General features: G+C 71.7%; 26 protein-coding genes. 14 read left to right on the top strand and 12 right to left on the bottom strand.

Annotation, left to right across the window (positions count from 1 at the left end):
- Positions 1-50: 50 nt before the first annotated feature.
- Positions 51-1,442, bottom strand: coding sequence for an FAD-binding oxidoreductase (locus tag ACFYZS_RS15730; protein ID WP_389011913.1), 1,392 nt, complete (start codon positions 1,440-1,442; stop codon positions 51-53).
- A gap of 190 nt (positions 1,443-1,632) precedes the next feature.
- Between ACFYZS_RS15730 and ACFYZS_RS15725 the strand changes: the two genes are divergently transcribed.
- The 3 genes from ACFYZS_RS15725 (at position 1,633) to ACFYZS_RS15715 (ending at position 3,693) form a co-directional block, all read left to right on the top strand.
- Positions 1,633-2,778 carry a TDT family transporter gene (locus ACFYZS_RS15725; protein ID WP_389011910.1) on the top strand — a complete coding sequence of 382 codons (1,146 nt, stop codon included), beginning with the start codon at positions 1,633-1,635 and terminating at the stop codon, positions 2,776-2,778.
- A gap of 129 nt (positions 2,779-2,907) precedes the next feature.
- Entirely contained in the window at positions 2,908-3,069 is a 162-nt protein-coding gene (locus ACFYZS_RS15720; RefSeq protein WP_389011907.1) for a hypothetical protein, read from the top strand.
- Between the two features lie 12 nt (positions 3,070-3,081).
- The gene (locus tag ACFYZS_RS15715; RefSeq protein ID WP_389011905.1) at positions 3,082-3,693 is read left to right on the top strand and encodes a disulfide bond formation protein B; all 612 of its coding nucleotides are present in this window, start codon (positions 3,082-3,084) and stop codon (positions 3,691-3,693) included.
- A 47-nt stretch (positions 3,694-3,740) separates the two neighbouring features.
- Here ACFYZS_RS15715 and ACFYZS_RS15710 read toward each other — a convergent pair whose 3' ends face one another.
- Positions 3,741-4,640 (bottom strand): NADP-dependent oxidoreductase, encoded by a 900-nt coding sequence (locus tag ACFYZS_RS15710; RefSeq protein WP_389012661.1) that lies wholly within the window; start codon positions 4,638-4,640, stop codon positions 3,741-3,743.
- A 155-nt stretch (positions 4,641-4,795) separates the two neighbouring features.
- Here ACFYZS_RS15710 and ACFYZS_RS15705 point away from each other — a divergent pair, with 155 nt between their 5' ends.
- The gene (locus ACFYZS_RS15705; RefSeq protein ID WP_389011902.1) at positions 4,796-5,212 is read left to right on the top strand and encodes a winged helix-turn-helix transcriptional regulator; all 417 of its coding nucleotides are present in this window, start codon (positions 4,796-4,798) and stop codon (positions 5,210-5,212) included.
- Positions 5,213-5,231: 19 nt separating this feature from the next.
- On the opposite strand, the gene ACFYZS_RS15700 is transcribed toward ACFYZS_RS15705, so the two are convergent.
- Complete coding sequence (locus ACFYZS_RS15700) at positions 5,232-5,633, bottom strand: hypothetical protein (protein WP_389011900.1); 402 nt, start codon at positions 5,631-5,633, stop codon at positions 5,232-5,234.
- A gap of 67 nt (positions 5,634-5,700) precedes the next feature.
- Between ACFYZS_RS15700 and ACFYZS_RS15695 the strand changes: the two genes are divergently transcribed.
- The gene (locus ACFYZS_RS15695) at positions 5,701-6,438 is read left to right on the top strand and encodes a Mut7-C RNAse domain-containing protein (protein ID WP_389011897.1); all 738 of its coding nucleotides are present in this window, start codon (positions 5,701-5,703) and stop codon (positions 6,436-6,438) included.
- A 61-nt stretch (positions 6,439-6,499) separates the two neighbouring features.
- On the opposite strand, the gene ACFYZS_RS15690 is transcribed toward ACFYZS_RS15695, so the two are convergent.
- A complete protein-coding gene (locus ACFYZS_RS15690) occupies positions 6,500-7,000 on the bottom strand; it encodes a hypothetical protein (protein WP_389011894.1) in 501 nt (166 codons plus the stop codon).
- A 136-nt stretch (positions 7,001-7,136) separates the two neighbouring features.
- Here ACFYZS_RS15690 and ACFYZS_RS15685 point away from each other — a divergent pair, with 136 nt between their 5' ends.
- On the top strand, positions 7,137-7,472 hold the full coding sequence (locus ACFYZS_RS15685) for a YnfA family protein (protein ID WP_030864514.1): 336 nt from the start codon (positions 7,137-7,139) through the stop codon (positions 7,470-7,472).
- Positions 7,473-7,542: 70 nt separating this feature from the next.
- On the top strand, positions 7,543-8,316 hold the full coding sequence (locus ACFYZS_RS15680; RefSeq protein WP_389011890.1) for an SDR family NAD(P)-dependent oxidoreductase: 774 nt from the start codon (positions 7,543-7,545) through the stop codon (positions 8,314-8,316).
- A 15-nt stretch (positions 8,317-8,331) separates the two neighbouring features.
- Here ACFYZS_RS15680 and ACFYZS_RS15675 read toward each other — a convergent pair whose 3' ends face one another.
- From ACFYZS_RS15675 to ACFYZS_RS15665, 3 genes are all read right to left on the bottom strand, one after another.
- Positions 8,332-9,012 carry a polysaccharide deacetylase family protein gene (locus ACFYZS_RS15675; RefSeq protein ID WP_389011887.1) on the bottom strand — a complete coding sequence of 227 codons (681 nt, stop codon included), beginning with the start codon at positions 9,010-9,012 and terminating at the stop codon, positions 8,332-8,334.
- 33 nt (positions 9,013-9,045) lie between these two features.
- Positions 9,046-10,089: an MBL fold metallo-hydrolase gene (locus ACFYZS_RS15670; RefSeq protein ID WP_389011884.1), complete on the bottom strand. Its 1,044-nt coding sequence runs from the start codon at positions 10,087-10,089 to the stop codon at positions 9,046-9,048.
- Between the two features lie 171 nt (positions 10,090-10,260).
- Positions 10,261-11,454: an RtcB family protein gene (locus tag ACFYZS_RS15665; RefSeq protein WP_389011881.1), complete on the bottom strand. Its 1,194-nt coding sequence runs from the start codon at positions 11,452-11,454 to the stop codon at positions 10,261-10,263.
- 191 nt (positions 11,455-11,645) lie between these two features.
- Here ACFYZS_RS15665 and ACFYZS_RS15660 point away from each other — a divergent pair, with 191 nt between their 5' ends.
- The 3 genes from ACFYZS_RS15660 (at position 11,646) to ACFYZS_RS15650 (ending at position 14,953) form a co-directional block, all read left to right on the top strand.
- Complete coding sequence (locus ACFYZS_RS15660; protein WP_389011879.1) at positions 11,646-12,503, top strand: DUF3558 domain-containing protein; 858 nt, start codon at positions 11,646-11,648, stop codon at positions 12,501-12,503.
- A 177-nt stretch (positions 12,504-12,680) separates the two neighbouring features.
- A complete protein-coding gene (locus tag ACFYZS_RS15655; RefSeq protein ID WP_389011876.1) occupies positions 12,681-13,460 on the top strand; it encodes a DUF3558 family protein in 780 nt (259 codons plus the stop codon).
- Positions 13,461-13,588: 128 nt separating this feature from the next.
- Positions 13,589-14,953, top strand: a complete 1,365-nt coding sequence (locus ACFYZS_RS15650) for a DUF2637 domain-containing protein (protein WP_389011874.1) — start codon at positions 13,589-13,591, stop codon at positions 14,951-14,953.
- Positions 14,954-15,086: 133 nt separating this feature from the next.
- Here ACFYZS_RS15650 and lysS read toward each other — a convergent pair whose 3' ends face one another.
- Positions 15,087-16,826 carry a lysine--tRNA ligase gene (lysS, locus tag ACFYZS_RS15645; RefSeq protein ID WP_389011871.1) on the bottom strand — a complete coding sequence of 580 codons (1,740 nt, stop codon included), beginning with the start codon at positions 16,824-16,826 and terminating at the stop codon, positions 15,087-15,089.
- A gap of 250 nt (positions 16,827-17,076) precedes the next feature.
- On the opposite strand from lysS, the gene argS reads away from it, so the two are divergent.
- Positions 17,077-18,843: an arginine--tRNA ligase gene (argS, locus tag ACFYZS_RS15640; protein WP_389011868.1), complete on the top strand. Its 1,767-nt coding sequence runs from the start codon at positions 17,077-17,079 to the stop codon at positions 18,841-18,843.
- 67 nt (positions 18,844-18,910) lie between these two features.
- A complete protein-coding gene (locus ACFYZS_RS15635) occupies positions 18,911-19,726 on the top strand; it encodes a hypothetical protein (RefSeq protein ID WP_389011865.1) in 816 nt (271 codons plus the stop codon).
- Here ACFYZS_RS15635 and ACFYZS_RS15630 read toward each other — a convergent pair.
- Genes ACFYZS_RS15630 through ACFYZS_RS15620 form a run of 3 tightly spaced genes read right to left on the bottom strand, consistent with a single transcriptional unit; the run spans position 19,723 to position 21,627 of the window.
- Positions 19,723-20,034, bottom strand: coding sequence for a hypothetical protein (locus ACFYZS_RS15630; protein WP_389011863.1), 312 nt, complete (start codon positions 20,032-20,034; stop codon positions 19,723-19,725). The genes ACFYZS_RS15635 and ACFYZS_RS15630 overlap by 4 nt on opposite strands.
- A complete protein-coding gene (locus ACFYZS_RS15625) occupies positions 20,031-21,185 on the bottom strand; it encodes a polymorphic toxin type 44 domain-containing protein (protein ID WP_389011860.1) in 1,155 nt (384 codons plus the stop codon). Before ACFYZS_RS15625 ends, ACFYZS_RS15630 begins: the two co-directional genes overlap by 4 nt.
- Entirely contained in the window at positions 21,124-21,627 is a 504-nt protein-coding gene (locus tag ACFYZS_RS15620) for an ATP-binding protein (protein WP_389011857.1), read from the bottom strand. Before ACFYZS_RS15620 ends, ACFYZS_RS15625 begins: the two co-directional genes overlap by 62 nt.
- A 112-nt stretch (positions 21,628-21,739) precedes the next feature.
- On the opposite strand from ACFYZS_RS15620, the gene ACFYZS_RS15615 reads away from it, so the two are divergent.
- Together ACFYZS_RS15615 and ACFYZS_RS15610 are read left to right on the top strand one after the other, a co-directional pair.
- Positions 21,740-22,564, top strand: coding sequence for a Scr1 family TA system antitoxin-like transcriptional regulator (locus ACFYZS_RS15615; protein WP_389011854.1), 825 nt, complete (start codon positions 21,740-21,742; stop codon positions 22,562-22,564).
- The gene (locus tag ACFYZS_RS15610; protein ID WP_389011851.1) at positions 22,561-22,800 is read left to right on the top strand and encodes a DUF397 domain-containing protein; all 240 of its coding nucleotides are present in this window, start codon (positions 22,561-22,563) and stop codon (positions 22,798-22,800) included. The genes ACFYZS_RS15615 and ACFYZS_RS15610 overlap by 4 nt, the downstream gene beginning before the upstream one ends.
- Here ACFYZS_RS15610 and ACFYZS_RS15605 read toward each other — a convergent pair.
- The gene (locus ACFYZS_RS15605; RefSeq protein ID WP_351779019.1) at positions 22,790-23,062 is read right to left on the bottom strand and encodes a DUF1876 domain-containing protein; all 273 of its coding nucleotides are present in this window, start codon (positions 23,060-23,062) and stop codon (positions 22,790-22,792) included. The genes ACFYZS_RS15610 and ACFYZS_RS15605 overlap by 11 nt on opposite strands.
- Between the last annotated feature and the right edge of the window lie 497 nt (positions 23,063-23,559).

The following is a 23,559-nucleotide window of genomic DNA, read 5'->3' as shown; positions in this document are numbered from 1 at the left end:
GACCATGCCTGCGCACGAGTGCCCGTAGCCGCGCCGAAGGCGATCGCAAGCTACTGCTCGGGCTCCGGCGGGATGTTCTGGTTCAGGCGGAAGACGTTCCCCGGATCCCACTCGGCCTTCAGGGCGCGCAGCCGGTCCAGCTTCCGCTCCCGCGAGCCGTAGGCCTGGCGGATGCGCTGCTCTCCCTCGTCCATCAGGAAGTTCACGTACACGCCCGCGTGGTACGGCCGCATCGCCGACCAGAACTCCCGGACCCAACCGCACTCCTCGGCGAAGCCCTCGGCCGTGTCCCGGATCCCGTTGATGTTGAGCATGTGGCCCAGGGAGCGGCCCGCGGCCGCCGTGTCGTCCTCGCCGACCCGCGCGACCGCGCCGCCCAGCTGGAACAGCGGGAAGCCGCTCTGCGGCGAGGCGATCCGCCCCGCGTAACGGGCCATCGTGTCCAGCGCGCCGTCCTCGAGCCGGTCGATGCCGCAGCCCCGGAAGTAGTAGTGCCAGCCGTGCGGGAAGGAGGCGTCGAACATCGCCTGGTGCGCCAGGTACGGCTTCGGTCGGCACAGGTCGAGCAGCGGCCGCCCGAACTCCCGCATCGGACGCATCACTTCCTCGCCCGCCTCCGGCTCCCCCACCCAGCAGGCGATCACCATGACCACCGGCCGGCCGTGCAGCTCCGGCGGGATCACCGGCGAGGGCGGGGCCTTGCGGTGGACCACGATCGTCGTCAGCTCATCCGGCACCCCCGCGATCCACTCCCGGTAGAACCGCATGACCTGCGGCGATTCCTCCACCGGCCACAGCACCGGCCCGGCGAGCACGGTCGGACCGACGGGATTGAGCCGGAACGTGAACTCCGTGACGACGCCGAAGTTGCCGCCCGCCCCGCGCATCCCCCAGAACAGCTCCGGCTCGTGCGCCGCGCTCGCCGTCAGCCGCTCCCCGGCCGCCGTGACCAGGTCCACCGACAGCAGCTGGTCCACGCTCAGCCCGTACTTGCGGCTCAGCCAGCCGATCCCGCCGCCGAGGGTGAGCCCCGCGACGCCGGTGTGCGTGACGATCCCCGACGGCACCGCCAGCCCGAACGGCTGCGTCGCCGCGTCCAGCTCGCCGAGCAGCGCCCCCGCCTGGACCCGGGCCGTACGGGCCTCGGGGTCCACCCGGATCTCCTTCATGGGCGACAGGTCGACCACCACGCCGCCGTCGCACACCGAATGCCCGGGGAAACTGTGCCCGCCGCCGCGCACCGCGACCGGCGCACCCGTCTCCACCGCCCACTGCAGCGCCGCCACCACATCGGCGGAACCGGTGCAGGGCGCGATCAGGGCGGGATGCCGGTCGATGGCGCCGTTCCAGATCCGCCGGCGCTCCTCGTAGGGGGCGTCCCCCGCCCGCACCAGGCTGCCCCGGAAGGAGCGCGCCAGCTCGTGGTACGCGGCATCGTCCAACCGGACCGGTGCCGCAATCGGTGCCGGTGTCGGTGCCGCAATCGGCGTCGGTGTCGGTGTCGGCGCACTGGACGCACCCATGGGACGAGTCTTCCACCGCGGGGATACGCGGGCCAGCCGACGCCGTTTGCCCTGGTCAGCACCGATCCACCCGGTTGCGGAGGTGATCGGCCCGGGTGACGGTGGGCACATGGCCGCGCCCCCGCCACCGTCACCGCCCTCCGCCGGCTCCAGCCTGATCCGGCACCTCGGCCCCAACTGGTACGCCAGCGTGATGGGGACCGCCATCGTCGCCAACGCGGGCGTCGCTCTGCCCGTGCGCGTCCGCGGACTGCACACCTTCAGCCTGGTCTTCTGGGCCCTGTCCGCCGCCATGCTGGCCGTCCTGCTCACCGCCCGCGCCCTGCACTGGGCCCGCCACCGCGACCAGGCCCGGGAGCATCTGCTCGATCCGGCCGTCGCCCCCTTCTACGGCTGCCTGTCCATGGCCCTGCTCTCCGTCGGCGGCGGCACGATGCTGATCGGCAAGGACGTCATCGGCCTGCACGCCGCCGTGGTCGTCGACTCCGTCCTCTTCATCGCCGGCACGGCCGTCGGACTGCTCGCCGCCGTCGCCATCCCGTACCTGATGGTCGAGAGCCACCGGATCCGGCCCGGCAGCGCCTCACCCGTCTGGCTGCTCCCGCTGGTCGCCCCGATGGTCTCCGCCGCGCTCGGCCCGCTGCTGATCCCGCACCTGCCGCCGGGCCAGTGGCAGAGCGCGCTGCTGCTCGGCTGCTACACGATGTTCGGGCTGAGCATGCTGGCCACGCTGGTGATGCTGCCCGTCGTCTTCGGCCGGATGGTGACCGGCCCGCGGCTGCCGCTGGCCCTGACCCCGACGCTCTTCCTGGTGCTCGGCCCGCTGGGGCAGTCGGTCACCGCCGCCAACAAGTTCGCCGACTCCGCCCCGGGTGTGGTGCAGGCCCCGTACTCCGAGGGCTTCCGGATGCTGGCCGTGATCTACGGGGTGCCGGTGATGGGGTTCGCGCTGCTCTGGTTCGCGTTCGCCTGCGCGATGCTCGTACGGGCGCGCCGGCGCGGGATGCGGTTCTCGCTGACCTGGTGGGCGCTGACCTTCCCGGTGGGCACCTGTGTGACGGGGGCGGAGGGGCTGGCCCGGCACACCGGCCTGGACGCGTACCGCTGGCTCGCCGTGTTCCTGTACGCCTGCCTGCTGGCGGCCTGGGCCACCGCGGCCTCCCTGACCGTGCGCGGCCTGTCGACGGGGGCGTTCGTCCCGGCCGCCGCGCCCGCCGCCCCCACCGCACCCGCCGAGGCCGCCGAGGCCGCTTGAGCCGCTGTCGCCGGACGGGCATAAAGCGCGGTTATGGGTGCATAGACACGATCCCGCTACCGGCGCGTAACCCCCGGGCGGAGGGTGGAACCGGAAAGCAAGAGTTCCCCCCGATGAAGCTGGGACACCATGTACACCCTCCTCTTCCTCCTCATCTTCCTGTGCGTCGTGGCGGTGCTGCGGCCCTGGCCGGCCAGCGTCCGGGTGCCGCTGTGGACGGGAACGCTGATCGCCTGCGTGCTCGCGTTCCTCCCCCACGTGCTCGACCACACCTTCCACATCGCCCTCTGAGGAGAAGAGTCCGTGAACACCACCTCGAACCCCCGGCGCGCCTCGGCCTCCAACCGGCTGGGCCTCTGGTTCGCCCACGCCTACGTCGTCGGCCTGTGCGCCACCCTGGCCGGCGCCTACTTCTTCCAGTTCGGGCTGTGGGAGTACCCCTGCCCCATGTGCCTGCTGCAGCGGATGTTCTTCCTGCTCAGCGCGCTGGGCCCGGCCTGGATCATCGTCCGCGCCCGCAAGGGCGCGGTCACCACCGGGGAATGGGCCGCCGGCTGGGGCTGGGCCGTCGTCGCCGCGCTCGCCGGCAGCGTCGTCTCCGCCACCCAGGTCCTGATGCACATCGTGCCCCCGGACCCCGGTTACGCCGGCGCCCTGTTCGGCCTGCACCTCTACACCTGGGCCCTGATCACCTTCCTGGCCTCCGCCGTCGCCGCCGGAGCCGCGCTGTTCCTGACCCCCCGCTCCGAACCCCTCGACGCGGGACTCACCTCCCCCGCCCTGCGCCGGGCCTCCGCCGTCACCTCGGCGGTGCTGCTCGCCTTCGCCGCGAGCAACCTGGTCGCCTGCTTCTTCCTCCAGGGCTTCGCCTGGCAGATGCCCGGCGACCCCACCGGATACGCCCTGTTCCACTGAGGTCCGGGCGGCCCGCCGATCCCCCCCTCGGTCGGCGGGCCGCCCGGTCAGGCGGTCGTCAGGACCAGGCGGCCTCGGGTGCCCGGCTCCGCCAGGAGGGCGTGGGCCTTCACCGCGTCCGCCAGCGGGATCGTCCGCGAGACCCGCAGGGTCAGGGCGCCCTCGTCCACCAGGCCCACCAGCTCCGCCAGATGCGCGCCGTCCGCCGCGACCTCCTGCTCCACCACCCGGATCCCCCGCTCGGCGGCCGGGCCGGCGTGCGGCCGCAGACCCACGTAGACCCCGCCGTCACGGACGAAGGCGAGCGCCGGCTCCCCCAGTACGGCCGCGTCCACGACCCCGTCCACCGGCCCGGCCGGAGCCGATCCGCGCGGGACGAACTCCTGCGCGCCCAGGGACCGTACGAACTCCTCGTCCGACTCCCCCGCCAGGGCCGTCACCACCAGCCCCGCCCGCACCGCGAGCTGCACCGCGAGCCCGCCGACCACGCCCGCCGCCCCGGTGACCAGCACCGAGGAGCCCGGAGCCAGCCCCAACAGGCCCACCGCCCGCGCGGCCGTCAGCCCGCTCAGCGGGAGCCCCGCCGCGGCCGCGGCGTCCACGGTGGCCGGCGCGGCCGCCACCGCCGAGGCGTCGAGCACCGCGTACTCGGCGTGCGTGCCCAGCGGCTTGACCGGCCCGTACTGCAGTCCGACCACCCGCTGCCCCACCGCCCAGCCGGTGACTCCGGCGCCGACCGCGTCGATCTCGCCCGCCACGTCCCAGCCGAGCCCGAGCCGCGTCCCGCCGCCGCCGAAGACGCCGACGCGGACCGCGCCGTCCACCGGGTTCACCCCGGCCGCCGCGACGCGGACGCGGACCTGACCGGGCGCCGGCCGCGGGACCGGCACCCGCACGATCTCCACCCGCTCCGGCCCGCCGAAGCCGTTCACGACGGCCGCCTGCATGGTCCGTACGGTCTGCGCGTTCTCGCTCATGGTCTCTCCCCGATCCAGTCGATCTCGTTCGCTCGTTCCTGCTGAGCACTAACCTAGGGAGAGGTACTCTCCTTTCGTAAGTACGTACTTGGAGGTGCGTACCCGACCCGGAAGTGGGGCACCCGATGGCCACCCGTACCGCCGCGGCCCGCCGCGAAGAGGACCGCCACGCCTACGACGCCTTCCTCAAGGAGTGCCCCACCAGCCAACTCCTCGCCCGCATCAGCGACAAATGGGTCGGCCTCATCGTCGCCGCGCTCGCCCAGGCCGAGGACCAGTCCATGCGCTACAGCGACCTCGGCCGCAAGATCCCCGGCGTCAGCCAGAAGATGCTCACCCAGACCCTGCGCTCCCTCGAACGCGACGGCCTGGTCACCCGCACCGTCACCCCCACCGTCCCCGTCCGCGTCGACTACGGGCTCACCGGACTCGGCAACAGCCTCGCCTGCCTCCTCACCTCCGTGAAGCAGTGGGCCGAGAACCACTTCGACGAGGTCAACGCCCACCGCGAGCACCACGACAGGTCCGCGGCGACCACCTAGGCGGGCGTGCCGCATCTCCTCAACCGCGGGGCCGGTCCGTACGGGTGAGCACGCCGCTGAGGCTGGCGGAGAAGGGATCCCGCCGGGTACGGGGCAGCGGCACCTCGGCCAGCTTCCCGTCGTAGAGCATCCACAGTCCGAAGCAGTCGTCGTCCTCGTCGCGCACCATCACCTGGACCGACCACGGATCGGGCCACGGCAGCGACTCCAGGTGGGCCAGCAGCCCCGTCCAGTTGTGACGGATGAACTGGATCACCCAGGCGTAGCACTCCTCGGACCGACCGCGCTGCCCCGCGAACATCCAGTCGTCGACCCGGGTGAAGCACTGGTGCCACTCCCGGTCCTCGTCGGGGCGGGTCAGCGGCTCCATCACCTCCTCCGCGCTCCGTGCCAGCACGATGACCTCCGCGAATCTGCTCATGCCGCGAGTATGGACACCGCTCGTAATTCCCCCGCGGGGTCCCTCCCGGCAGTGGCATGCTGGCCCCGTGAACGGACCAGCCATCACCCTCACCCTCGCGCCCGAACTGCACGTGTTCGCCGCACCCGCCCGGCGCGGCACGCGCGTACCGACCACGACCGACGGCGCCTCCAGCCTCGGCCACGTCGTCGAGTCGGCCGGCGTCCCGCTCACCGAGGTCGGCCGGCTCCTCGTCGACGGCCGCGAGGTGCCCGTCTCGTACGTGCCGCAGGCCGGGCAGCACGTGGAGGTCCTCGGCGTCGAGCGCCCGCAGCGGATCGAGGGCGCCCCGCTGCGCTTCCTGCTCGACGTCCACCTCGGCACGCTCGCCCGCCGCATGCGCCTGCTCGGCGTGGACACCGCGTACGAGAACGAGGACATCGGCGACCCCGCCCTGGCCACCCGCTCCGCCGCCGAGCAGCGCGTCCTGCTCTCCCGGGACCGCGGACTGCTGCGCCGCCGCGAGCTGTTCGCCGGCGCGTACGTCTACAGCGACAACCCCGACGAGCAACTGCGGGACGTCCTCGGCCGGTTCGCCCCCGCCCTCGTGCCGTGGACCCGCTGCACCGCGTGCAACGGGCCGCTGCGCGAGGCCGACAAGGACAGCGTGGGCGACCGGCTCGAGAGCGGGACGCAGCGCTCGTACGACGTCTTCGCGCAGTGCACGGCGTGCGAGCGCGTCTACTGGCGCGGCGCCCACCACGCCCGGCTGGAGCGGATCGTCAGCGAGGCCGTCGAGGAGTTCGGCGGAGTGGCCACCCCGTAGGCCGGGCCTCTCGGATCGGCCCGGATCGCCAGGCACGCCGGATTCAGAAGGCGCGCCGGATTCAGAAGGCGTACGAGTCGCCCGTGTCCAGCGCCAGCACCGCGTGCTGGTTGTTGGACAGGTCGCGGTCGGAAGCCCCGCCGTTCCACCAGGTGTCGATCCGGACCACCACCTCCGGCACCGGCTGCTTCAGCTCCAGCAGCAGCCCGATGTGGCGGCCGCGGCCGTGCAGGGGCAGCGCGCCCGTCTCGCACACCACCTCGCGCAGCCCCGCCCGCGCACAGCCCTGCGCCAGCTCCTGCCGGTCCGCGAGGTCCGCCGACAGCCGCACCCGCAGCGTCGCGTTGGGCAGCGCGGCCGGCCCCTCGTTCTGCGGCACGACCCACACCCTCAGCCGCCCCTGCGACAGGGACACCCGCCCGTGGTACGCCACGTCGGCCTCGGGACCGCTGCGGGCGGCCGCGCCCGCCTCCGTCCCGGACACCCAGGGCACCCCGAGCACCAGCAAGCCCGCCACCACCACACTCCGTACGGCACCACGGCGCACCGCCACCACCTCCACGCGCGGAGGCTAGCCGCCACCGCCCCCGCCCGGTCGGACCATCACACGAACGAGGGCGGGCCCCTGGCCCAACCGGCGGGCACCGACCGACGGCGGCCATCCCGGTCAGGGCGGCCCCCTGCGTACGCTTCGAGCCATGCTGATCGCCCGCTCCGCCGCCCTGTTCGCCCTCGCCGCCGTCCTGGAGATCGGCGGCGCCTGGCTCGTCTGGCAGGGCGTGCGCGAGCACAAGGGCTGGGCGTGGATCGGCGCCGGGGTGATCGCCCTCGGCCTCTACGGCTTCGTCGCCACCCTCCAGCCCCAGGGCGACTTCGCCCGCGTCCTCGCCGCGTACGGCGGGGTCTTCGTCGCGGGCTCCCTCGTGTGGGGCATGGCCGCCGACGGCTACCGCCCCGACCGCTGGGACGTCGCGGGCGCCCTCGTCTGCCTCGCCGGCATGGCGGTGATCATGTACGCCCCGCGCGGTCGCTGAGCCCCGCCTATGCTGGCGGGTAATCGCCCGTACGCATGACCGAACCACCGAACGCCCGAGGAGCCCGCAGATGAGCACGGCCAGCGCCACCGCCAACCGGACCGCCGTAGTCACCGGCGCGAGCAGCGGCATCGGCGCGGCCACCGCCCGGCAGCTCGCCGGCGCCGGCTACCACGTCGTCCTCACCGCCCGCCGCAAGGACCGCATCGAGGCCCTCGCCGCCGAGCTGACGGCAGCCGGCCACTCGGCCGCCGCCCACGCCCTCGACGTCACCGACCGCGCGGCCGTCGACGCCTTCGCGGCCTCCCTCGACCGCTGCGACGTACTCGTCAACAACGCCGGCGGCGCCATCGGAGCCGAGCCCGTCGCCACCGGCGACCCCGCCGACTGGCGCACGATGTACGAGGTCAACGTCATCGGCACCCTCAACCTCACCCAGGCCCTCCTCCCCGCCCTCATCGCCTCCGGCGACGGCACGGTCGTGGTCCTGTCCTCCACCGCGGGCCACGCCACCTACGAGGGCGGCGCCGGCTACGTCGCCGCCAAGAACGGGGCCCGCGTCCTGGCCGAGACCCTGCGCCTGGAGATCGTCGGCCAGCCGGTCCGCGTCATCGAGATCGCCCCGGGCATGGTCAAGACCGAGGAGTTCGCGAAGACCCGCTTCCGCGGCGACGCCGAGAAGGCCGAGAAGGTCTACGCGGGCGTGGCCGCCCCCCTGACCGCCGACGACGTGGCCGACACCATCACCTGGGCCGTGACCCGCCCCAGCCACGTCAACATCGACCTCCTGGTGGTCCGCCCCCGCGCCCAGGCCTCGAACACGAAGGTCCACCGCGACCTGTAAGCCCCTGCCGAGCCCTTACGGGACCAGCCCGGCGGCCTTCAGGGCGGGCATGAGGGCCGCCGGCTTCAGCCCGGCGGCCTTCGCCGCTGCCAGGGCCCGGTCCAGAGCCGCGGCCAGCGTCGGCGTGAAGTGCAGCAGGACGATGTCCCCGGCCTGGAGCCGCGGGGTCGGCGGCGGCACATCGGTCCAGGTCGTGAAGTCGTGCGTCCACGTGACCAGCGCCTTCACCCCGCAGCCCTTGGCCGCGGCCCGCACCTCGTCGTTCACCGCCCCGTACGGCGGCCGCAACAGCTTCGGCTCCCGCCCGAACGCCGCCGCGAGCCGCTCCCCGGCCCCGCACACCTCGGCGTCCTTCCCGGCGGCGTCGAGGGTGGTCAGATCGGGGTGGTTCACGGTGTGGTTCTCCACCGTCGCCCTGCCCTCGTCGAGGAGCCGGGTGAAGTACCCGGTGTCGTACGAGGTCGCCCCCGGCAGCAGGAACAACGCGGCGGGAACCCGCTTGTCGACCAATGTCCGCGCCGCGGCCGGATCGTGCACCCACCCGTCGTCGATGGTGATGAAGACGACCTTCTCGGAGGTCGGCACGTGCGACAGGACGGGCGGCAGGCCCACGGGCCGCGCCACGGCGCTCCCGACCACCCCCAGCCCCAGACTCACGGCAGCAACCACGCCGAACACCACACGGGATCTCCACATGACCCCCACCCTGGTCTAGACCAACTCCCGGCGTCAATACCCCGGTTGGAGCCCGGGGCGGGACCAGGGGGCGCCGGCGTCCGCGGACTCCGGCCGCAGTCCGAGCTCGCCGAGCTGGTTGACCGCCATCATCGCGGTGAACATCGCGTTCGGATTGGCCCCGCCGACGCCCAGCCCGGCGACGGCTTCCGCGTAGCGCGCGGTGAACTCGCCCGGACGGACCGGGCCGTCCCCGCCGACCAGCTCCAGAGCCGCCGACTGCAGGGCGACGGCCTGCTCCAGCAGGCCGTCCAGATACGGCACCACGACCTCGGCGCCGCGCCGCACGGCGAAGGTGTGCCCGTCGGTGAGGAGTGCGGCCTCCCCCTCCTCGAAGAGCAGGGCGACGGCGCCCAGCACGGTCTGGATCTTGAGCTGGTCGGCGTCGGCCATCGCGCCGCAGGCCCCGTTGCCCTCGTCGGACAGGTGGAGGACGCCGCACTCCCGCAGGTGCACGACCACGTGCCCGGCGCAGTGGCCCTGGCTGCGCAGCACGCGGACCGCGCCGTCCGCGAAGGTCCAGCCGGTGAAGCGCGCCGGGCCGATCCGGATCCGCTCCAGCGGCCGCTCCTCGTAGGTGCGGGTGGTGGCGCCGAAGGGCCGGTACGGCTCGAACAGCGACACCAGCCGGGGGCCGGCCACCGCGGGAGCCGGCATGGGCGCCAACCCGGCGATGCGCTCGAGGGACCGCACCCAGTACCCGGCCGGGTCCCGGATCTGGTCCAGGTCGGGGGCGGGCACCCAGTGCTCGGCCGGCACGCCCAGCTCGTCGGCCAGGTCGTTGTTGCCGACGTGGTCGGGATGCCCGTGCGTGGTCAGGAACAGCGCCCGGGACCAGGGACCGACCCCGTCCGCCGCCTCCCGCAGGGCCGCGCGGAAGGCGGCCGTGACCCCGGTGTCGACGACCACGAGGGTCTCGCCGGCCCGGTGCACCAGGGCGTTCCCGACGTCCGGCCGGCCGTTCTCGACGTCCAGCCCCTGCCCGAGGACCAGCACGGTCCGCTCGTCGATCCCGATCAGCTCACCGAGCGCGGTCATGGAACCTCCCGCGTACCCGCCGGTTCCCCGCCCTCTCCCGACGAGCGTACGCCGGACCAGCACCCCTGTCCCCGGGAAACCCCCGGCGGGGTGACCGCCGGGACCACGCGGAAGGGCCCGGACCGAGACCGGTCCGGGCCCTTCCACTCCCCCGACAACCGCACCCAGGGCTCAGCCCTTGATGCAGATGACCTGCTTGAGCTTGGCCACGACCTGGACGAGGTCCGTCTGCTGGTCGATGACCTGCTCGATCGACTTGTACGCGCCCGGGATCTCGTCGACCACGCCCGAGTCCTTGCGGCACTCGACCCCCTTGGTCTGATCCGCCAGGTCGCGCGCCGAGAACCGCTTCTTCGCGGCCGTCCGGCTCATCTTCCGACCCGCGCCGTGCGAGGCCGAGTTGAACGACTTCTCGTTGCCGAGGCCCTTCACGATGTACGAGCCCGTCCCCATGGAGCCGGGGATGATCCCGTAGTCACCACTGCCGGCGCGGATCGCGCCCTTGCGGGTGACCAGCAGGTCCATGCCGTCGTACCGCTCCTCCGCCACGTAGTTGTGGTGGCAGCTGATCTCCCGGTCGAAGGAGACCTTCGCCTTGCGGAACTCGCGGCGGATGACCTCCTTGAACAGGCTCATCATCACGGCCCGGTTGTACTTGGCGTACTCCTGGGCCCAGAAGAGGTCGTTGCGGTAGGCCTCCATCTCCGGGGTGGCCGCGAGGAACACCGCCAGGTCCCGGTCGACCAGGCCCTGGTTGTGGTCCAGGCCGCGGGCCACGCCGATGTGGTGCTCGGCGAGCTCGTTGCCGATGTTCCGGGAGCCGGAGTGCAGCATCAGCCAGACCGAACCGGACTGATCAAGACAGAATTCGATGAAGTGGTTGCCCGTTCCGAGCGTCCCGATCTGCTTGGCGGCACGTTCGCGACGGAATTTGACCGAATCGGCCAGGTAGTCGAACCGCTCCCACAGCCCCGCGTACCCCTCCACCGGGAAGCCGTACAGGCGGTCCGGGTCCACCGGGTCGCGGTGCATGCCCGCGCCCACCGGGATGGCGCGCTCGATCTTCGAGCGGAGGGGGGACAGGTCGCCCGGGAGGTCGTTCGCCGTGAGGGACGTCTTCACCGCCGACATGCCGCAGCCGATGTCCACCCCCACCGCCGCCGGGCAGACCGCGTCCTTCATGGCGATCACCGAGCCGACCGTGGCGCCCTTGCCGTAGTGGACGTCCGGCATGACCGCCAGGCCCTTGATCCACGGCAGGCCGGCGACGTTGTGCAGCTGTCGCATCGCGCTCGCCTCGACCGACGCGGGGTCGGTCCACATCCGGATCGGGACCTTCGCCCCCGGCACCTCTACATACGACATAACGCTTCAATCCCCCGAGAACCACAGAAAATTCGGAATACGCAAAAGCCTCGCTCTTAGCCCCAAATCAGACAGGGGACCGGCGCCAGCACCAGCGTGTGCGATAGACATTGTGTTCATCCGCGTCCAAAGCGCGGCAACGCATTTTCCTGACCGCCGGGCCGCCGGCCGGTCGAAGGGAGCCAGTGGACGTGCAGCGCAAGGCGGTACGGCAACGACGTCGAGTCCTGCCGGGCATCGCGATGCTCACCGCACTCGTGGCCGGCGCGGCCGGCCTCACCGGGTGCACCAGCGGCAGCGGCGTCGGCTCCGACACCGACTCCAAGGCGGGCGACAGCAGCCCCGCGCCCGCGCCGGCCGGCAAGTACCGCAGCCTGCCCGCGCCCTGCAAGGCCGCCGACGGCAAGCGCCTCAAGGCGATGCTGCCGGTCGGGGACAGCCTCACCGAGCAGCAGCGCGCCCAGCTGTACGCCGGGGTCGCGGACACCTCGTACGACGGAGACCGGCACGTCGGCTGCCGCTGGACGGCGCAGTCGCCCGAGGAGACCCGGCTGCTGTCGGTCGGCTTCGAGCGCGTGGTCTCGTACGACCGGACCCTCATGAGCGACGACGACAAGGCGCGGCAGGTGTACGTGCGCCGGCTGACGGACGCCCACCTGCCCTTCCCGGGTCCCACCACGAGCCCCACCGCGAGTGCGGTTGCGAGCTCCGGCGCCCCGCCGGCCGCCAGCACTCCCCCGTCGGCCGGCGGGCAGCCTCCGGCCCCCGGGACCGCCAGCCCTTCCGCTTCCGTGCCGCCGCCCGAGCTCGGCTCCCGGGTGCTCGAAGGGCTCGGGACCGAGGCGTACATCGAGGACAAGCTGAGCGCCGCCGGCGCGAGCGCGGCGCAGGCGCGGACCGTGCGGATTGTGTTCCGCACCTCGAATGTCATCGTCACGGTCGAGTACAGCGTGCAGCCCGCACTGCCCGGTACGGTGCCGTCGAGCCCCGAAACCCAGGACAAGGCAAGGCAGTTGGCGCAGGCGCTCGTCGAGCGTTTCAACGAGTGAGCGGGGGCGCGCGGGGCTCGGCGTGACGGCGCGCACAGCAGGTGCGCGCCGGGTCGGGCTACCTTTGTTCGGGTCCCGCGCCCGCCCGCCGAGTCCGAACCGAGTCCGATCCGAGCCCGCTCCGAGCCCGCACCGCGTCCACGGAACGCGCCCCACCACGTACTGACTGAAGGAACCATGCACCGATCTGCCTCGCGCCTCACTCGCGTTCTCGCCTGCGCAGCCGTCCCGGTGATCCTCACCGTCGCCGGCTGTTCGTCCGACTCGGGCAAGGACTCCGGTTCCGGCTCCGACAAGAAGCCCGGCGCGTCCTCCTCCGCCAAGCCGAGCGGCAAGGCTTCGGCCGCGCTGGAGAAGGCGGCGTTCGCGACGCTGCCCGACCCGTGCAAGACGATCCAGACGAAGACGGTCGAGACCCTCGTCCCGGAGGCGAAGGACAAGAACGGCACCGCGACCAAGTCGAACGACCTGGCCTCCCGCGCCAGCTGCTCGTGGAACGGTCTGGACGAGGACGGCCTCAAGGGCTCGCAGTACCGCTGGCTGTCGATCTCCCTGGTCCGCTACGAGTCGCACTCCTCGCTCGGCGGCGCGAACAAGCGCGCCGAGGACCAGCTGAACAAGCAGGTCGAGACGGCGAAGGCGACCGAGGGCGCGACCAACGTGAAGGTCGAGCAGGCGGGCGGGATCGGCGACCAGGCGTCGTCGATCGTGTACGGCGTGAAGAAGGACGTGGACTTCTTCAACACGACGATCGTGGCGCGCACGCAGAACGTCGTGATCACGCTGGACTACAACGGTGCGGCGTACGAGGGTGCCGGCGCTCCGGATCAGGCCAAGCTGCTCGAGAACGCGATCGCCGCGGCGAAGGAGGCGGTGGCTTCGGTCGCCGCCGCCAACCAGCAGCAGCAGACGCCTCAGCAGCAGCCTGAGCAGCAGGCTTCTCCCTCCGCGCAGTAGCCGGTGGCGGGTCCGGGCGGCGCGGCGGGCGCCTGGGCGGGGGCTTAACGGGAGGCTGACATTCAGTCACCCGTGCGGTCACCCGTACGCTGTGCCTGCCGTAGCTCGACAAGGGGAGGGGATCGCGGGTGGCCGCGATGCAGCTGACTCGTACGCACCGGATACTCATCGGCGTCGTTGTCGCGGGAGCCGTGGTCATCGCGGGGATCGGTTTCGCCGGTTCGTACGCCGCGGTCCGCGCGCTCGCCCTGCAGAAGGGGTTCGGGAGCTTCTCGCTGGTGTTCCCGATCGGCATCGACGCGGGCATCTGCGTGCTGCTGGCGCTGGACCTGCTCCTGACCTGGATCCGGATCCCGTTCCCGCTGCTGCGCCAGACGGCGTGGCTGCTGACCGCGGCGACGATCGCGTTCAACGGCGCGGCGGCCTGGCCGGACCCGCTGGGCGTGGGCATGCACGCCGTGATCCCGATCCTGTTCGTGGTCACGGTGGAGGCGGCCCGGCACGCGGTGGGCCGGATCGCGGACATCACGGCGGACCGGCACATGGAGGGCGTGCGCATCACGCGCTGGCTCCTCTCCCCGGTCCCGACGTTCAAGCTGTGGCGCCGGATGAAGCTGTGGGAGCTGCGCTCCTACGAGCAGGCCGTCGGCATGGAGCAGGACCGGCTGATCTACCAGGCGCGGCTGCAGGCACGCTACGGCCGCGCGTGGCGCCGCAAGGCGCCGGTGGAGGCCCTGATGCCGCTCCGCCTGGCCCGCATCGGCGTCCCGCTCGCCCAGACGGCTCCGGAGGGCCTGGCCGCGGCCGGGATCGACCCGCTGCTGCTGCCTCCGGCGGCGGCGGCCATCGCGTCGGGCGCGGCACCGGCCCCGGCGTCACCGGCCCAGGCCGCCCAGGCCGCCCAGGTCCAGGCCGCGGCTCCGGCACTGGAGACGGCGGCCGCGCAGCAGGGCCCGGATCCGCGGTCCGCCCCCGCTCCGGTGGCGGCGCCCCCGGTGACGCACGCCCCGCCGCCCTTCGCGGTGGAGCCGACGGCGATGCCCGCGGCGCACGACAGCGCCTGGTTCGCGGCGCCGCTGGCCCCGCAGGCGGCGTACGAGGGCGGCTACAACCCGCAGTACGTGGAGGGGCTGGAGCCGACCCCGGTCATGCCCCCGGCCGGCCCGGACCAAGAGCAGGAGCAGGACCTGGGGCAGGTCCGCGAGCAGCAGCCCGTCCAGGAGCAGCTGCCGGCTCCCCGCCGCGAGGCGCGGCCGGAGGCCGCAGGCGCCGTCTCCGACATCGACGAGGCGAAGTTCGCGGAGGCCGCGTACGAGGTCTTCCGGACCTACATCGAGGAGAACGGCAAGGTGCCGAGCCCCGAGCAGGTCGACATATACCTCTCGGACCGCCACGGGATCAATCACCCGCTGGCCTTCAGGACGATCAGCCGGCTGATGCCCGAGCTGAAGCAGCGCTACCAGCGCGACCTGGAGAACGAGCACATCCCGTAGACCGCGTCCCGTAGACCGCGTCCGGTGGACCGCGTCACGCAGACCGCGCCGGACGCATCCGCTCCGGCAACGCGGAAGGGCCCGCACCCCTCGGGGTGCGGGCCCTTCCGTATGCGTGGGGCCCGGGGCCGGCTCAGGCGGCCAGCAGCTTGCGGACCCGGTCCGCGCCCACGGCGAGGAGCAGGGTGGGCAGGCGCGGGCCGGTCTCCCGGGTCACGAGCAGGCGGTACAGCAGGGCGAAGAACGTGCGCTGTGCGACCTTGAGCTCCGGCGTCGGCTTCGCGTCCGGCTCCAGACCCGCCATCACCTTGGGCACGCCGTAGACGAGGGTGGTGAGCCCGTCCAGCGACCAGTGCGAGTCGAGGCCCTCCAGCAGCAGGCGCAGCGACTCGCGCCCCTCGTCGTCCAGCGACGACAGCAGCTCGGTGTCGGCGTCCTCCCGCACCAGCGTCCGCTGGTCGGCCGGGACCTGGGTGGTGATCCAGTTCTCGGCGCGGTCCAGCCGCGGCCGTACCTCGTCCAGCGAGGTCAGCGGCTGCGACGGGTCCAGGTCGGCGAGGATGCGCAGGGTCTGCTCGTCGTGCCCGGCGGTGATGTCCACGACTGACGCGAGCGTGCGGTACGGCAGCGGCCGCGGGGTGCGCGGCAGCTCGTGCGAGGCGACCCGTACGGCACGGGTGTGCGCGGCGGCGTCGGCCGGCAGCACCGTGCCGTCGGCGACCTTGGACTCCAGCTTGTCCCACTCGTCGTAGAGCCGCTGGATCTCCTGGTCGAAGGCGATCTTGAAGGACTGGTTCGGCTTGCGGCGCGCGTAAAGCCAGCGCAGCAGCTGCGGCTCCATGATCTTCAGCGCGTCGGCCGGGGTCGGGACCCCGCCCTTCGACGAGGACATCTTGGCCATGCCGCTGATGCCGACGAACGCGTACATCGGTCCGATCGGCTGCTCGCCGCCGAAGATGCCCACGATCTGCCCGCCGACCTGGAACGAGGAGCCGGGCGAGGAGTGGTCGACGCCCGAGGGCTCGAAGATCACGCCCTCGTAGGCCCAGCGCATCGGCCAGTCGACCTTCCAGACCAGCTTGCCGCGGTTGAACTCGCTGAGCTTGACCGTCTCGGTGAACTCGTCCTCGGTGCAGACGTAGGTCATCTCGGTCGTCTCGTCGTCGTACGAGGTGACCTTGGTGAAGTCCTTGCCGCACTGGCCGCAGTACGGCTTGTACGGGAAGTACCCGGCCTCGCCGACGCTGCCGTCGTCCTCGGCGGCCGCGCCCGAGCCCTCGGCGGCCTCCAGCTCGGCCTCGTCCACCTGCTTCTGCTGGGGCTTCTTGCCGCCCGGCTTCTGCTTGGTGCGGTACTGGTCGAGGATCGCGTCGATGTCGCCGCGGTGCTTCATCGCGAACAGCACCTGCTCGCGGTACGTACCGGCGGTGTACTGCTCGGTCTGGCTGATCGGGTCGTACTCGACGCCCAGCTCGGCCAGCGCCTCGACCATGGCGGCCTTGAAGTGCTCGGCCCAGTTCGGGTACGAGGAGCCCTCGGGGGCGGGCACGGCGGTCAGCGGGCGGCCGATGTGCCGGGCGTGCGATTCCTCGGTGACGCCGGGGATGCCCTTGGGCACCTTGCGGTACCGGTCGTAGTCGTCCCAGGAGATGAGGTGGCGGACCTCGTGGCCCCGGCGGCGGATCTCGTCCGCGACCAGGTGCGGGGTCATGACCTCGCGCAGGTTGCCCAGGTGGATCGGGCCGGAGGGGGAGAGTCCGGACGCGACGACGACGGCTTTGCCCGGGGCTCGGCGCTCCGCCTCGGCGATGACCTCGTCCGCGAAACGGGAGACCCAGTCGGTCTCGGTGCTGCTCTGGGCGCTCTGAGCCACGACACGTCCTTCTATCTCGAATGCTGGCTGTCAGCCATTCTCCCAGACGGAACCAGCCCCTCCGAGGTTGCCTGTCGGGACGTGGCGAGCCCGTCGGCCGGTGCCGAGCGGGATCCGCCCGCCGCCGCGCCCGCACGAGCTCCGGTGGCGGGGAAATCCCGGAATCCGGACGGCCCCTCCGTGGGATACTCGGGACTTGTCGGAACAACCAAGTGCACCTTCAGGCACGACCTCACAGGAACGGCAGCTCATGGCCTCGGTCCCTTCCCTCGCTTCTTCCGTCAATCAGCGCGTCGCGGACGCCCTCGCCTCGGCCCTGCCGGAGGCCGGTGGCGCCGACCCGCTGCTGCGACGAAGCGACCGGGCCGACTTCCAGGCCAACGGGATCCTGGCGCTCGCGAAGAAGGCCAAGGCCAATCCGCGTGAGCTGGCGACGACCGTGGTCGGGTCCATCCCGACCGGTGACCTGATCAAGGACATCGAGGTCTCGGGCCCCGGCTTCCTCAACATCACCGTCTCCGACCGGGCGATCATCGAGACCCTCGCCGCCCGCGCCGGCGACGACCGCCTCGGTGTCCCGTACGCCGCGAACGCGGGCACGACGGTCATCGACTACGCGCAGCCGAACGTCGCGAAAGAGATGCACGTCGGCCACCTGCGGTCCGCGGTGATCGGCGCCGCGATGGTCGAGATCCTGGAGTTCACGGGCGAGAAGGTGGTCCGGCGCCACCACATCGGCGACTGGGGCACCCAGTTCGGCATGCTCATCCAGTACCTGATCGAGCACCCGCACGAGCTGGACCACAAGACCGAGGGCGACGCGGAGGTCTCCGGCGAGGAGGCCATGTCCAACCTGAACCGCCTCTACAAGGCCTCGCGCGCGCTCTTCGACTCCGACGAGGAGTTCAAGACGCGGGCCCGGGCCCGGGTGGTCGACCTGCAGGCGGGCGACGAGCAGACCCTCGCGATGTGGCAGCGGTTCGTCGACGAGTCGAAGATCTACTTCTACTCCGTCTTCGACAAGCTGGACATGGACATCCAGGACCCGGACGTCGTCGGCGAGTCCGGCTACAACGACATGCTGGTCGAGACGTGCAAGCTGCTGGAGGAGTCGGGCGTCGCCGTCCGCTCCAACGGCGCGCTGTGCGTGTTCTTCGACGAGTACAAGGGCCCGGACGGCAACCCGACCCCGCTGATCGTCCAGAAGTCGGACGGCGGTTTCGGCTACGCCGCGACCGACCTGTCGGCGATCCGGGACCGCGTGGGCAACCTGAAGGCCGACACCCTCATCTACGTGGTCGACGCCCGCCAGTCGCTCCACTTCAAGATGGTCTTCGAGACGGCCCGCCGCGCGGGCTGGCTGAACGACGGGGTCAAGGCCGTACAGCTGGCCTTCGGCACGGTCCTCGGCAAGGACGGCAAGCCGTTCAAGACCCGTGAGGGCGAGACGGTCCGGCTGGTGGACCTGCTGGACGAGGCGGTGGAGCGGGCCGCGTCGGTCGTGCGCGAGAAGGCGCAGGACCTGACCGAGGCCGAGATCGCCGAGCGTGCGGCGCAGGTCGGCATCGGCGCGGTGAAGTACGCGGACCTGTCGACCTCGGCGGCCCGTGACTACAAGTTCGACCTGGACCAGATGGTGTCGCTGACCGGTGACACGTCCGTGTACCTCCAGTACGCGTACGCCCGCATCCAGTCGATCCTCCGCAAGGCCGGGGACGCACGGCCCGCCGCCCACGCGGAGCTGGCCCTCACGCCGTCGGAGCGGGCGCTGGGCCTGCACCTGGACCACTTCGGCGAACTGCTCGCCGAGGCGGCGCAGGAGTACGCCCCGCACAAGGTGGCGGCGTACCTCTACCAGCTGGCGTCGCTCTACACGACCTTCTACGCGGAGTGCCCGGTCCTCAAGGCCGACACCCCGGAGCAGGTCGAGAACCGCCTGTTCCTGTGCGACCTGACCGCCCGCACGCTCACGAAGGGCATGTCCCTCCTGGGCATCCGCACGCCCGAGCGTCTCTGACCCTGTTCGCGGGGCGCACCGCTCCGTACGATCGGCCTTCCCGTACTGACGGCAGGGGAGGCCGATCGTGAACGGTCCACAGGGTGTGCACGGCTTATCGCTGGCGCGCGCGGCGCTGAGAGTACTGACCGGCGCCGGTGGCGGCACGCCGGCGCAGTCCGCCCTCCAGGCGCGGATACGGGTGCACGTGGAGGACAGGCTGCGCAGCGGCGCGCTGGGCACCGCGGTGCTGACGAAGCTGCGGGACGAGCCGGGTGACGCGTCCACCGCCATCGCCGTGCCGGTGGTGGCCGACGAGATCTCCCGCGACCCGGTGTTCGGAGACGCCCTGAACGACCTGTTGGAGCAGCTCCTGGGCGGGGCGGCGGCCGTGGCGGCGTACGGTGTGCCGCCCGGCGGGGGCGCGCCGGGGTCCGCGTCCGCGACGGGCTCCACCTCCGCGCTGGGGTCGATCGGCCTGGGCTCGGTCTCGGCGCACCAGATCCCGTTCCAGCCGCCCCAGGCCCCCGGGGCACCGGCGGCCGTGCCGCCGGTGGCGCCCCAGGTCGTGGTGATCCCGCCGATGCCCGGCTACCGGCCGTACCGGTCGAGCGGGTGGCTGGTGTTCCTGCTCGGGCTGCCGCAGTTCGCGTTCTTCGCCCTCGCCGTCTGGCTCTTGAACGGGCTCACGTTCGCCATGGGCGGCAGCTCCCTCAACTCCATCGGCGGCCTGATGTGGATCGCCTCGCTGCTCATGGCCCTCTTCGGCTTCGTCCGCGGCCTGTTCCTGTTCCGCGGGCCGTCGAGCGTGCTCGTCTACGTGGGCACGGCGCTGGACCTCGCGGTCGTGGTCGCACTGCTCTGGATCGATCCGACCGGCGCCGTGTCCTCGATCAAGTTCTAGCAGCGGTAGCCGTCGGGGACCTGGAGGAGGGCCACGAACACCCAGACCATGACCGCGGCGCCGGCCAGGCCTCCGAAGAGGGCGGCCGCCAGGTTCCAGCGGCCGACGTAGGCGACGAGCACGCCCCACCAGGCCGTCGCCAGGAGGGCGAGGAGGGCTCCGTAGAAGAGCAGGGCGAGGCCGTTGGCGGCCCCGTTCACCCCGACGTCGCAGGCCCGCCAGGCGGCGCCCAGCAGCACCGCGCCGAGCACGCCCGTGCCCACTCCGGCGAGCGGGGCGACGACACAGCCCAACTGTCCGCGCGTCACGGGGTGCTCCTGATCTGCGGGACGTCCTTGCCCTCCCGCTTCGCCTGCTCCATCCGGTCCATGGCGTCCTCGATCCCCTGCTTGAGCTGGTCTTCCGTCATGTTCTTGCCGTACTTGTCGTACAGGTCCATTCCGATCCTCATGGTGATCTGGTCGCCCTGGTCGTCGTCGCCCGTCAGCAGGGTCTCCCCGAGCGAGGCGCCCTTGATGAGGGTGTCCGGGTCGAATCCGGCGGCCCGGCCGATGTACCCGTAGTGGATGTTGGAGTAGATGTCGTAGAACACCTCCCGATTCTGGCCCGGCTGCTTGAAGAAGTAGTCGTTCTTCGTCTGGAGGTCGAAGTGCTGCTGGAGCTGGGGCTTGTGGTCCCAGTCCTGGCCGGGGGCGACCTTCAGGCCCCACATCACGAGCGCCGCGTTGATGTCGTTGCCGTAGTTGCGGCCGAAGTCGTACCACTGCGGTTCGCGCAGCAGGGCCTGCAGCTGGTGGACGGTGTCGGAGTCCACGTTCCGCTTCATCTCGTCGTAGATCCACTTCTCGGCCTCGGTGAACTTCTGCTCGCTGCGCGCCGACCCGGTCGGCGGGATCACCGGCTTGGCGGTGGCGTTGAAGCCGCCCATGGTGCCGTCGAAGGGGTTGGAGTCCACCACCACGGCCTGCAGCGCCTGCCGGATGGCCTTGTCGAACTCGTCCACCGCGCGCACCGCCTCCGCGATGTGCGCGGTCCAGGAGTCCTCCGCCTCCCGCATCCCGGGGTCGCGGCGCAGGATGCGGGCCTGGGCGGGGTCCTCGACGCGGGTGAAGTCGAAGGTGGCCCTGCCGGCCGTGGACACCGCCATGCCGGCGTCCACGGCGTCCTTGCGGGCCGACTCGACCTTCTTCTTCAGGTCCACGAAGCCCGCGTGGGCGTCGCGCAGGAGCGCGGCGACCGCCTTCGCCTCGGTCTGGGCGGCGGCGTACTCGCGCCGGGTGGTGGCGAAGCCGCTCTGCGCGGCCCCGGCGCTGAGACCGAGCCAGTTCTGTCCGACGGACGGACCCATGGTGACCTTCTGGACGCTCGCGGCGTACCGGTCCTCGACCTTCTTCAGCTCACCGGCCATCGCGTCCCACGCGGTCGCCGCGGTCGCGAGGAGGCCGAAGTTCGTGGTCATCACTTCCTGGTACGTGAGCACGTCTCCCCCAACTGTGCATGTCAGCAAGGCTTGTTCGAAACTCGCACCACACCACCTTGCCAGGACGGCGGTCACTTGCGCCCCAGAGATCGGCGAGCGTGTCGACGATGAGCAGGCCCCGCCCGCCGTCCCGGACCGACCCGGGGACGGCCGGCCGGCCGCCGCCGCTGTCGTGGACCTCGATCCGCACGAGGCGCTCCGTGCGGAGGAGGCGCAGGAGGTAGCCGCGGCCGGGCGGGACGCCGTGGAGGAGGGCGTTGGTCGCGAGCTCGCTCACGCAGAGCAACATGTCGTCCTCACGCGACGTGACACCCCAGGCGTGGAGGGTGTCACGTGTGAAACCCCTTGCAGCACTGACGTTCCGGGGAGAACGGGGGTAGAACTGCTGCCGCAGGAGCTCCGGTTGGATGTCGAGATTCACGAGGCGATCGTCGCGGGGAGTGACTGGCTTGTACCCGAGCGCCAACCCGTACTCATTGATGAGTACGGGTTGTCACGGGTATTGCCCGTGCACGGACGGGGAGTTCGCTGTCATGCCACCGAGGAAGCGCCCACGGCCCAACGCGACGACCATGAAGATGGTCGGCGCGATGGTCGCCGTCAGCCGCGTCGCGAAGAACCTGACTCAGAAGCAACTCGGGGAGTTGGTGGGGCTGGAGGAACAGACCATCGCCTCGATCGAGCAGGGCAGGCGCGCCCTGATGCCCGACGTGGCCGAGCTGATGGACCGGATCCTCGGCCTGCCGGGCGTCCTGGCCGTGGCCGCGGAACAGATGCCGGCGGTGGACGTGACACCGCCGTGGGCGGAGGAGTACATGGACCGGGAGCGGGAGGCGGTCGCCATCTCGTGGTTCGACATGCATGTCGTACCGGGCCTGCTCCAGACCGAGTCCTATGCCCGTGCGGTGTTCGCCTTGCGCGTCCCGTACATGGGGGAAGAAGAGATCGAACTCCAGATCACCCGCCGCATGCAGCGCCAGGAGATCCTGGCGCGCCCGCTCCCTCCGACCCTCAGCTTCATCATCTGGGAGGCGGCCCTCTGCGACCGGATCGGTGGCGACGAGGTCCACCGGGAGCAACTCCGGCACCTGCGCGCGTGCGCGGACGGGCCGGGCATCTCGCTCCAGATCCTGCCCCTGGGCATCGCGGGGCACGCGGGTCTCAACGGGCCGTTCACGCTCCTGGAAACACCCGAACACCAGCACTTTTCTTACGCGGAGACCCAGCGCGGAAGCCTTCTCGGACAGGACCCCGGCGAGCTCAGCATCCTCACTCGGAAGTATGCGATGCTGCGATCCCAGGCCCTCAACTTCGCGGAGACGAAGGGCCTGTTGGATCGGCTCTTAGGAGAACGATGAGCACCACACTCACGTGGTTCAAGTCCAGCTACAGCGGCGATGAAGGCGGCCAGTGCCTGGAGGTCGCCGTCGCCTGGCGGAAGTCGAGCTACAGCGGCAGCGAAGGCGGCGCGTGCGTCGAGGTCGCCACCTGCCCCGACAAGGTGCACGTGAGGGACTCGAAAGTCCCTCACGGCCCCTCTCTGGCTCTCACTCCCAGCGCGTGGTCCCACCTCGCTCAGTGGATCAGTGGCTGAGCGGGTAGGAATGTCGGCCCGTCGCCTCGTCGATCTCTGAGTGGGCCTTCTGCAACATCTGGGACGCGAGATCCATCAGCGCGCGAGCGCCGGCGATCTCTTCCCCGACCCGCAGCTGCTCCGGGTCGGAGGGGTGGCGCATGGCGTAGCCGTGCGCCCTCATCTCGGAGCCGTCACCGAGCCTGACCATGGCCGCCGCGCTGGTGCGGTGGCCTTCCTCGGTGAATTCGAGCTCCACGTGCCACCCGACGAGTGTGGGCATGGTGCATCACCTCCAGGGGGTCACCCTGTCTCCAGGGTGCGCCCGGGGTGGTGGGAACGCGAGCGGAGGCTCCGGGAGGGCGGGGTCCCGGCCGGTCGGGGTCGGGAGGGTGTCCGGGGGCGTCCCGTCAGTCCACTGTCCTTCCGTGTCGGGTCGGTCCGTCAAGGGCGCTCCCTGCGGTCGCGTCGCTTCGCGATGGCCTTCGGCCACCCTTGACTGACCGCCCCGCCCCGGAACGCCATAAGACTGCCGGGAAGCCCCCGAAGGAATGGCCGGGAGGAACATGTTCAAGGACGGGCCCTCACCGATACGCGGCCAAGCCCCGGCGACCGGACACCTCCCTCCCGGAACCACCATCCCCGGCCATGACCAGGGGGGCGCGCCAGATCGCTACGCGCTCCTCACGTCTCAGCGTCCGACGACCGCCTTGGGCTGGTCGACGGCCCCGGTGGCCGGGGTGGTGGGGTGGCGGGACGATGAAGCCATCCCCCACGAGC

The organism is Streptomyces sp. NPDC001903 (assembly GCF_042891345.1).
Lineage (GTDB): Bacteria > Actinomycetota > Actinomycetes > Streptomycetales > Streptomycetaceae > Streptomyces.
The sequence above is the reverse complement of the archived record's forward strand: the minus strand, read 5'-3'. Positions and strand labels throughout refer to the sequence as shown.

Excerpts from the sequence above, each read along its gene's own strand:
- ACFYZS_RS15720 (WP_389011907.1), top strand. The coding sequence starts at position 2,908 with ATGTACACCCTCCTCTTCCTCCTCATCTTCCTGTGCGTCGTGGCGGTG.
- ACFYZS_RS15605 (WP_351779019.1), bottom strand. The coding sequence starts at position 23,062 with ATGCCCACACTCGTCGGGTGGCACGTGGAGCTCGAATTCACCGAGGAA.
- ACFYZS_RS15615 (WP_389011854.1), top strand. The coding sequence starts at position 21,740 with ATGCCACCGAGGAAGCGCCCACGGCCCAACGCGACGACCATGAAGATG.
- ACFYZS_RS15670 (WP_389011884.1), bottom strand. The coding sequence starts at position 10,089 with ATGACCGCGCTCGGTGAGCTGATCGGGATCGACGAGCGGACCGTGCTG.
- argS (WP_389011868.1), top strand. The coding sequence starts at position 17,077 with ATGGCCTCGGTCCCTTCCCTCGCTTCTTCCGTCAATCAGCGCGTCGCG.
- ACFYZS_RS15655 (WP_389011876.1), top strand. The coding sequence starts at position 12,681 with ATGCACCGATCTGCCTCGCGCCTCACTCGCGTTCTCGCCTGCGCAGCC.
- ACFYZS_RS15725 (WP_389011910.1), top strand. The coding sequence starts at position 1,633 with ATGGCCGCGCCCCCGCCACCGTCACCGCCCTCCGCCGGCTCCAGCCTG.
- ACFYZS_RS15710 (WP_389012661.1), bottom strand. The coding sequence starts at position 4,640 with ATGCAGGCGGCCGTCGTGAACGGCTTCGGCGGGCCGGAGCGGGTGGAG.
- ACFYZS_RS15680 (WP_389011890.1), top strand. The coding sequence starts at position 7,543 with ATGAGCACGGCCAGCGCCACCGCCAACCGGACCGCCGTAGTCACCGGC.
- ACFYZS_RS15700 (WP_389011900.1), bottom strand. The coding sequence starts at position 5,633 with ATGAGCAGATTCGCGGAGGTCATCGTGCTGGCACGGAGCGCGGAGGAG.
- ACFYZS_RS15675 (WP_389011887.1), bottom strand. The coding sequence starts at position 9,012 with ATGTGGAGATCCCGTGTGGTGTTCGGCGTGGTTGCTGCCGTGAGTCTG.
- ACFYZS_RS15705 (WP_389011902.1), top strand. The coding sequence starts at position 4,796 with ATGGCCACCCGTACCGCCGCGGCCCGCCGCGAAGAGGACCGCCACGCC.
- ACFYZS_RS15685 (WP_030864514.1), top strand. The coding sequence starts at position 7,137 with ATGCTGATCGCCCGCTCCGCCGCCCTGTTCGCCCTCGCCGCCGTCCTG.
- ACFYZS_RS15625 (WP_389011860.1), bottom strand. The coding sequence starts at position 21,185 with ATGACCACGAACTTCGGCCTCCTCGCGACCGCGGCGACCGCGTGGGAC.
- ACFYZS_RS15665 (WP_389011881.1), bottom strand. The coding sequence starts at position 11,454 with ATGTCGTATGTAGAGGTGCCGGGGGCGAAGGTCCCGATCCGGATGTGG.
- ACFYZS_RS15610 (WP_389011851.1), top strand. The coding sequence starts at position 22,561 with ATGAGCACCACACTCACGTGGTTCAAGTCCAGCTACAGCGGCGATGAA.